This window comes from Sulfolobales archaeon, from assembly GCA_038881635.1.
Taxonomy (GTDB): domain Archaea; phylum Thermoproteota; class Thermoprotei_A; order Sulfolobales; family AG1; genus WYEN01.
Genome location: JAVZPJ010000017.1, coordinates 1 through 7889 on the forward strand (window position 1 = coordinate 1; position 7889 = coordinate 7889).

Sequence of the window (7889 nt, forward strand, 5' to 3'; positions counted from 1 at the left end):
TAGGAGGAACTGTAGCTGGGATGAGGTTGCTAGAAGGATTGAGATCATTCTATCTGATATGATCGAGAGAAGAACAGAATGATAGAATGTGGAGAGTGTAGATCTGTGTAATAGATGGTAGAGAAAATATTTCTTTCAACTCTATCTCATAATATCACGGCTATGAATTCTCATTGTTGATAATAGAGATCTTCTGTTTCTAGGGAAAGAATTTAAGAGTTGAACGCTCTATATTACAGATTGTTTGATGGGTTTGGGTGATATTGATGAAGTACTCTGAGAAAGCTGTAGAGGTCTACCTCTCTACCGGGACTAGATTTCCTCGTAGGATTATATGGGCTATGGGTTTGATTAAATATGCTGCTGCTAAGGCTAATACAGAGCTAGGTCTTCTCGATAGAGAGATTGGAGAGGCTATTATGAAAGCATCTCTAGAGCTTTCTGAGGGTAGATATGATGATCTTGTTGTTGTAGATGTTTTTCAAACCGGCTCGGGTACAGGGCTTAACATGAATGTTAACGAGATCATAGCTTTGAAAGCTTCAGAGTTAAGTGGTTTAAAGGTTCATCCTAATGACCATGTTAATATGGGTCAGTCATCTAATGATGTAGTTCCCAGCGCTGTGAGGATCTCTGCTCTAGCTGAGGTTAGAGATGTTCTCATACCTTCTCTAGAGAGATTTATAGAGTCTCTCAATACTCTGGCTTCTAAAACCGATGATGTTGTAAAACCTGGGAGAACTCATTTGAGAGATGCTCTTCCTGTGACAATGGGTCAGGAGTTTTCTGCGTATTCTAATGCTTTCACTCTTGATCTAGATCTTCTCAAAAGATCTCTTGAGATAATCAGAGAAATTCCTATAGGAGGTACTGCTGTTGGAACTGGCTTGAATGCTCATCCGAGACTTGGACAGATGATCGTTGAAGAGATAAATAGGGTTGCAGGATTAAACCTGGTTGTAGCCTCAAGCAGGTTTAGAGCTATGAGACTTCTAACAGATCTTATTTCTCTGAGTGGCGTTATGAGAGTTCTAGCTCTGGATCTCATGAGATTATGTCAGGATATAAGATTAATGTTCTCAGGACCTTTCACAGGGATTGGAGAGATCGATATTCCTCAGGAGATTCCTGGAAGCAGTATAATGCCTGGGAAGACTAATCCTGTGACTGTAGAAGCATCAATGCTTGCAGCGGCACAAGTGATAGGTTTGGATCATTCTAACACGATGGCGGGATCTCTAGGAGAATTCGAGCTCAGCATGGGGATACCTCTCATAGGCTATAACATAGTTATGCAGATCAGACTACTTTCAGAAGCCTTCAATAAAATGAGAGATCATGTGATCAGCAGGATAGAGCCTAATAGAGAGAGAGCTAGAGAACTTGCTGAAAGAAGTCCCGCGCTGGTGACTATAATATCGCCTGTGATAGGATATGATAAAGCTTCTGAGATAGCTAGAGCTGTCTCAAGAGGATTATCTATTAGAGAAGCACTGAAGAATCTTGGATATAGTGATGAAGAGATAAGCAGGATACTAGATCTGAGAAGACTTGTAAGACCTGGGATACCTGCTAGAGAGTATTAGGGAGAGGATATGAATAAGAGTTCGAATGAAGATCTAGAGGTCTATATAGAGTGCCGGCAGAGAGAATTAGAGAAGATACTTAGAAATCCTCCTAGAATAGCGGGAGATGTGGAGACTATTATTAGAAGAGGTAGATTCAGAGAAGAATATGATCTTTTATTTATGAAGAGTGGTAGAAGGGTTTTTGCTGTAAAGATATTCTGCGGGAGAGATGGCTTCAGAGCGTGGGCAGAGATCTATGGAGTTGATCCCGGGATCTTCCTTGAGATAGAGGATTCAATATATGAGATATTATCAAACGCTCTAGGACCTGGAGAAGATCTATATGTAGAATACATATGGGATGAGGAAAGCATGAGACTCATAGATCTGGGAGCTCCTCCTCAGGTGACGAGAATAGGCTTTAACCTTCTTAAGAGAGGGTTTACATGGTTTAAAACATGGTACTATCCAGAAGGATTTATGGAGGGTAGTATAAAGATACAGGCTGAAAAACCGATCTCGGAGGTCAGAAGATTAGAACATGTGAGAGAGATATGTAGAGAGGTTAGAGAATTCACATCTCTCTGGAGCTTCTCAAGAGACCCTCTCATACTAAGAGCTCTGGATAGAGCTAGAGTAATAGATGAGATACTTAGATGCTCCTCACCAACCTAAGGCTTACATGAAAAGTCTTATGAGATCTTCGAATGATTCTCTTCTTCTAGTAAGTCTAATTCTTCCGCCATAGATCACTATTTCAGCAGGTTTAGGTCTCATATTATAGTTGGAAGCCATCGAATAACCATAAGCTCCTGTGTTGAGCACAGCTAGTATATCTCCTTCTTCTATTCTAGGAAGAGGTCTTCTAAGACCTATCACATCTCCGCTCTCGCATATATTCCCGACAATATCAGCGATCATCTCCGGAGGTTCTCCAGCTCTTGATATAGATATGATCTCGTGATAAGAGCCGTAGAGAGCCGGTCTTATCAGATGATTCATTCCCGAGTCAACGCCTACAAATATTCTCAAACCTCCGTTCTCCTCGATCTTCTTCACATCTATAACTCTCACGAGAAGAACACCTGCTTCAGCTGTTAGAAATCTTCCGGGTTCTATTCTTAGTTTGAGAACTCCATCTCCTAATCCTGATTCTATGAGCATTCTGGAGATAGTAGATCCTAGAAGCTTGATGTCTAGAGGTTTTTCATCAGATCTATAGGGTACTCCAAATCCTCCTCCTATATCTATGAAATCTAGATCTCTGAATCTAGAGGCTATCTCTAGAAGCTTTCTCATAGCAGATGTGTAGGGTTCTATGCTCATTACTCCAGAGCCTATGTGAGTGTGAAGACCAGAGATCTTTAATTTATTCTCTCTAGCGATCTCTACAGCTCTATCGATCTCGCTGATTTGAATACCGAACTTGGTTGCACCACCAGTAACAGTATAAGGATGATGACCGGCACCGATCATGAGATTAAGCCTTAGAGAGATCTCTGTTTCAGGGAAGATTCTTCCATATCTCCTAAGCTGGGAGAGAGAATCAATATTAATCATGATCCCTAGATCTCCTCTTACAAATCTCATCTCTTCATCACTAACACTACTACCTGTGAAAAGGATCTTATCAGAAGAAAAACCTAGTCTCACACCTAGAAGAGCTTCGAAAGGAGAAACCACATCAAGACCGCCACCTAGATCTCTTATGATTCTCAGGATCTCGATATTGTTATTAGCTTTAACAGAGTAGAGGATCTCGAGAGGCTTGTACTCGAAGGATTCTACTAGAATTCTATAATTCCTCTCAATAACCTCAGCATCATAGACGTAGAGAGGAGTTCCAAATCTCTCGGCAAGTTCTCCAGCGTAGAAGCCTCCTATATAAAGTTTTGAGCCTCTGATCTCAATCAATTAAATCCTCTATCTATTTAGAAGGTCTTCAGCAATATAATTTCTAAGATCTAATCTGCTCTGGCATGTCTCATGCAATATGTGTAGACCTAGTCTTTCTAGAAAGATCCTGTATCTATCATTTTTAAGAAGCCATTCATAAGCCTCTGATAATTCTATGGATGTCACCACCATATTGAGATAATCTATAGACCATTTCACAGAATCTCTCAAGAGATCAGCTTCAACATCTTCTCCTGATCTCAGGCTTATAAGTTCTAGAACTTCAAGAGGTGTTGGGATCAGATCTGTGAGAGCACATCTACAATAATCCTCTACCTCATCAGGTTTTAGGAATTCTATGAAATCAATATAGCTATCGGTGATAATAGCTGTAGAACCTCTGGTAAGATATTCTCTCACCAGATCTTTTAAAGTATTCTCTTCACTTCTCCTAAACACTCTAAGCCATTCTCTCTCATCTACTCTACCAAAAGTATTTGCTCGGAACAATAGATATGCTAGTTCGAATCCTCTCTCCTCAGTTCTTCTAATATGATCATCAGAAATATAGCACACCAGATCTTTCCTCCACATAATAGGATCTTCAGCTATACCTAGGATCTTGAGTAGAAGAGGTTTCCACATTCTTCTAAAAGCTTGATTAGGATATCTTTCTAGAAGACTTTCTAATATAGATCCATCAGATCTTCTCTCCAGAGTTTTTAAAACAAGATCTCTGCAGAGGTCACGAGGAAGAGGTAGTAGGATTACATCCCAAAAACCTACTATAGATTCCAGAGCTTCAGAAAGTCTTCTATAACTCTCCTCATCTTTTCTCATGCCTATAACTATGTTGCTACAGATATGCTTGTTCATGCGAATCCTCTCAGATCTTAGATTATAAATACTTTCTACCATGATTAGATTCTATCTCATCTGATGGGATATAAATACATTCTCTCATGAAGAGATCCTTCTACTCTTAATCTAGAGAGAATCCAAGCATGCTAACAAGATCATATGTCTAAATAAGGAGTACGACTGCCGAGAGCATCAATTTTTTTAAGGATATATCCATAAGTATTCAGGGAGTCTTCTGAGGCATAGTTTTCTAGTTGTAGTCGTCGTAGGCATTCCCGGTGTCGGCAAGTCTACTGTGGTGAATCTCGCCAGAAACTTTCTAGAGGAGAAAGGTTTTAAAAGCCTCGTGCTCAACTATGGAGATTTCATGCTTGAAGAACTTTCTGATAAAGGTATTGTCAAGAGTAGAGACGAGCTTAGAAGACTTCCTCTAAGAATCCAGCTTATTCATCAGGCTAACGCTGCTAGAAGAATGATCAGATTTGCTGAGAGAGAGCTTGAGAACCTGGGTACTAGAGGAGTTCTCTTCATAGATACACATCTGCTCATAAGAACCTCCTCAGGTTTCTGGCCTGGACTTCCTCTGCATGTAGCCTCAGAATTCATGCCAGATCTTATCGCTCTAATCGAGGCGGAGCCTTATGAGATTATTGAGAGGCAGAAGAGAGATACCTCGAGATATAGAGGAGACTACTCAGATCCGAGACTTATAGAAGAGCTTCTAGAACTCAATAGAAGAGAAGCTCTTGTAGTAGCTACTCTCACAGGATCCTCTATTAAGATCATTAGAAATAACGAAGGAAGAGCTGAAGAAGCTGCGAGAGAGCTAGCAGAATCTATAATATCACTCTCAACCACTCATTATAAGGTATGAAGATAGAGACTCTTATTATCCAAACTTCCTCATGGTTTTCAGGATCATGATATTCTGAGGTCTGAGAATAGATCTCTATGCTAGAGATCAGGTGCGGGGGGTGGGATTTGAACCCACGCAGGCCTACGCCAACGGGTCTTAAGCCCGCCCCCTTTGACCCGCTCGGGCACCCCCGCTCCTTCGCTCATGATTATTATTTGTGTTTCAGGCTTATAGTTTTTATGGTTAGCTGTATTGAGATCTTGTGAAGTTTTATATTCTGAATTCTATGTTGTCTACGCTTCTTACTATAACTCCTTTGTAGAGGAAGTCTATCTGTCTTAATGTTGTGTATAGGTCGAATTCGTTTAATGCTGAGATCCCGTCTATGGGTACTACTATGTTAAACCATCTGAGTGATGCGCTGCCTGCTGTGTGGAGCACGCATATGTTGGCTACTGTTCCTGTTATTATTATGTTATCTCTTTTTAGTATTCTCGTGAGTATATACTCTAGATCTGTTCCGTAGAATGCGTCATATCTAGGTTTTCTTATTATTATATCGTTTTCCGAAGGCTTCAGCTCTTCAACGATCTCTGCACCCCAGGATCCTGCTAGAGCATGTTCTCCCCAGATCCTGAACTCGGGATCGTCTCTCATATGCCAGTCCTGAGTGTATATGATGGGTATCTCTAGTTCTCTAGCTCTTCTGAGAAGTCTGGCTATGCTATCTATAGTTCTCCTAGAATCTGGTACGAAAAGCCTTCCTTTAGGATGTGCGAAGTCGTTCTGCATATCTATGACCATGACCACGGTATCTCTCGGATTGAGTGTTATTTTCTCGTAGATTTTTATCTCGGGAACCTCAATACTCTTCAAATACGAGCACCCATTATAGAGAACTTATGTTCGGAGTTAATAAAAGAAGGTGGAAGACCTTCTAGCAGGTTTTATAACAAGATCTATGTGAGAGTCTTTAGAAAATCATGGATATGCTCGCGAAGAACTCTTCTATGATGTCCTGCTGGAGCATGTCTCATACCTTCTATGAATACTCTGACAACTCTTACTCCCAATACTTTCAGGAAATCTTCTAGAATGAGAGCATGATAAGGTCTTACAATAGGGTCTTCCGAGCCGTGGATTATAAGTACAGGTCCTTTAATCTTCTCGATATAGTATAGAACCGAGGTTCTGAGATAAGCTATAGGATTCTCATAGGGAGGTCCTCCTAGTATTCTTACAAGCTCATTATAGAGATCTCTTTGAGCACTGCCTTCATCATGTATTCCAAGCCATCTAGCTTGGAGAAGTCTATCGGCAGGAGCTCCTACAGAGATCACAGGTCCTCCTTGAAAGGCTGATGATATGAGTGCAGCAGCTCCTCCTAGTGAGAAGCCTGCGAAGAGATCATATCTATCTCTAGAAGCTATCTCCAGAGCTTCTTCTAATGTTCTATAGCTTGGTGCGTAGACTTCGTATCCGAATTCTCTTATAGGATCTGAAAGCCATGAAACAGCTTCAGGACTGCTACCAGCTCCATGGAATACTATTGCTCTAGGCATTTAAACCGCCATATGATTTTGAAGGTATGAAAGATATATAGGTTGAAGATCTTGATCTAAGACTGTTTTCTAGCCATGATCCTCCTAGGATCCACTTTATAGAAGACTCTGCCAACTCCGTGTAGAAGTAGATTCTTTTTCTCTAGATCCGGTCCGTACTCTGTCACCGCATTCTCGAGAGCTCTTACTAGAAGCACTTCGAACACGTATAATCTAACTTCTCCTACATCTATTCTCTCGCGAACTTTACACTCGTATATTGCTAGAGATCCTTCGAGTCCGGGAGGTTTGATCTTTAGACTGGGGATTATTCTGAGATTAAATCTGCTTATCTTATCAACATCTCTGCCTGAGACACTCCCCAGATCATAGGCTATCTGATGCTGATCTGATGTAGCGATATTTATAGTTGCCTCAGGATGATACTCGAGACATTCATATGTGAAGGTGTTTCTATCAATAGCAACTGCTATGGTGGGAGGTTCTTCAGAAACAGGCGTGTTCCATGAGGCGGGCATGAAGTTAATCCTACCGCCAGGACATATGGATCCTATGATCACTGTAGGTCTAGGATGCATAGGTCTGTAGAATGTATGTCTATACTCTACATAAGACATTTAAAGCACCAGAATACTACTAGAGAAACAGGTTAAAAAGATCAGATTTAAACCTCTACCTCTACCCACTCCTCATTAACTCTCACATTATACTTCTTAAGACCCATCCTAGGAAAATCAGGTGCTACATTGGGAGGTTCCAGCATAGAGCCTGTAGCCAGATCAAATACAGCACCATGACATAAACATCTCACACTCTTCTTCTCAGGATCTAGTCTTCCTAGAACACATCTCGCGTGAGGACATACCCCGTCTAAGCCGTAGAGTTCTCCGTCTACTCTCGCTATGAAGATCACTTTATCATCAACTTTAACAGATACTCCGCCCGAATCTTCTAGAGTTCTCGCACGAAAAACACGTCTCCAAGGCATGATCTCACCCTAGCTCTTTGATTGGAAAGCTTATAAAATTTTTCCTGTCTGACCTCCTCCCCGTCCTAAAGGGCGAGGGTTCTGGGGAGGTTTGGAGCTACATGCCCGGCTTTCGCCGGGTTCAGCTCCGCGCCCGGTCTCAGGCGCATTACCCCTAC

General features: G+C 41.3%; 9 protein-coding genes and 1 tRNA gene. 3 read left to right on the top strand and 7 right to left on the bottom strand.

The features are described 5' to 3' along the window. Nucleotides 1–266: 266 nt before the first annotated feature. Together QXS89_07190 and QXS89_07195 are read left to right on the top strand one after the other, a co-directional pair. Entirely contained in the window at nucleotides 267–1586 is a 1320-nt protein-coding gene (locus QXS89_07190) for a class II fumarate hydratase (protein ID MEM3831958.1), read from the top strand. 9 nt (nucleotides 1587–1595) lie between these two features. After that, nucleotides 1596–2243: a DUF1122 family protein gene (locus QXS89_07195; GenBank protein MEM3831959.1), complete on the top strand. Its 648-nt coding sequence runs from the start codon at nucleotides 1596–1598 to the stop codon at nucleotides 2241–2243. A 3-nt stretch (nucleotides 2244–2246) separates the two neighbouring features. On the opposite strand, the gene lysA is transcribed toward QXS89_07195, so the two are convergent. Then, nucleotides 2247–3482 (bottom strand): diaminopimelate decarboxylase, encoded by a 1236-nt coding sequence (lysA, locus tag QXS89_07200; protein MEM3831960.1) that lies wholly within the window; start codon nucleotides 3480–3482, stop codon nucleotides 2247–2249. Nucleotides 3483–3491: 9 nt separating this feature from the next. Beyond that, nucleotides 3492–4382: a hypothetical protein gene (locus QXS89_07205; GenBank protein MEM3831961.1), complete on the bottom strand. Its 891-nt coding sequence runs from the start codon at nucleotides 4380–4382 to the stop codon at nucleotides 3492–3494. 178 nt (nucleotides 4383–4560) lie between these two features. Between QXS89_07205 and QXS89_07210 the strand changes: the two genes are divergently transcribed. Next, entirely contained in the window at nucleotides 4561–5199 is a 639-nt protein-coding gene (locus QXS89_07210) for an adenylate kinase (protein MEM3831962.1), read from the top strand. Nucleotides 5200–5291: 92 nt separating this feature from the next. Here QXS89_07210 and QXS89_07215 read toward each other — a convergent pair. The 5 genes from QXS89_07215 to QXS89_07235 form a co-directional block, all read right to left on the bottom strand. Beyond that, nucleotides 5292–5375 (bottom strand) — tRNA-Leu (locus tag QXS89_07215). Between the two features lie 76 nt (nucleotides 5376–5451). Then, nucleotides 5452–6057, bottom strand: a complete 606-nt coding sequence (locus tag QXS89_07220; GenBank protein MEM3831963.1) for an isochorismatase family cysteine hydrolase — start codon at nucleotides 6055–6057, stop codon at nucleotides 5452–5454. Between the two features lie 83 nt (nucleotides 6058–6140). After that, the gene (locus QXS89_07225; GenBank protein ID MEM3831964.1) at nucleotides 6141–6743 is read right to left on the bottom strand and encodes a prolyl oligopeptidase family serine peptidase; all 603 of its coding nucleotides are present in this window, start codon (nucleotides 6741–6743) and stop codon (nucleotides 6141–6143) included. A gap of 56 nt (nucleotides 6744–6799) precedes the next feature. Then, on the bottom strand, nucleotides 6800–7360 hold the full coding sequence (locus QXS89_07230; GenBank protein ID MEM3831965.1) for a flavin reductase family protein: 561 nt from the start codon (nucleotides 7358–7360) through the stop codon (nucleotides 6800–6802). Nucleotides 7361–7407: 47 nt separating this feature from the next. Continuing rightward, nucleotides 7408–7731, bottom strand: coding sequence for a Rieske (2Fe-2S) protein (locus tag QXS89_07235; protein ID MEM3831966.1), 324 nt, complete (start codon nucleotides 7729–7731; stop codon nucleotides 7408–7410). Nucleotides 7732–7889 lie beyond the last annotated feature (158 nt).

What these genes read in the sequence shown, in the direction of transcription:
- QXS89_07190 (MEM3831958.1), top strand. Translation starts at nt 267, where the DNA reads ATGAAGTACTCTGAGAAAGCTGTAGAGGTCTACCTCTCTACCGGGACT.
- QXS89_07205 (MEM3831961.1), bottom strand. Translation starts at nt 4,382, where the DNA reads ATGGTAGAAAGTATTTATAATCTAAGATCTGAGAGGATTCGCATGAAC.
- QXS89_07230 (MEM3831965.1), bottom strand. Translation starts at nt 7,360, where the DNA reads ATGTCTTATGTAGAGTATAGACATACATTCTACAGACCTATGCATCCT.
- QXS89_07195 (MEM3831959.1), top strand. Translation starts at nt 1,596, where the DNA reads ATGAATAAGAGTTCGAATGAAGATCTAGAGGTCTATATAGAGTGCCGG.
- QXS89_07235 (MEM3831966.1), bottom strand. Translation starts at nt 7,731, where the DNA reads ATGCCTTGGAGACGTGTTTTTCGTGCGAGAACTCTAGAAGATTCGGGC.
- QXS89_07225 (MEM3831964.1), bottom strand. Translation starts at nt 6,743, where the DNA reads ATGCCTAGAGCAATAGTATTCCATGGAGCTGGTAGCAGTCCTGAAGCT.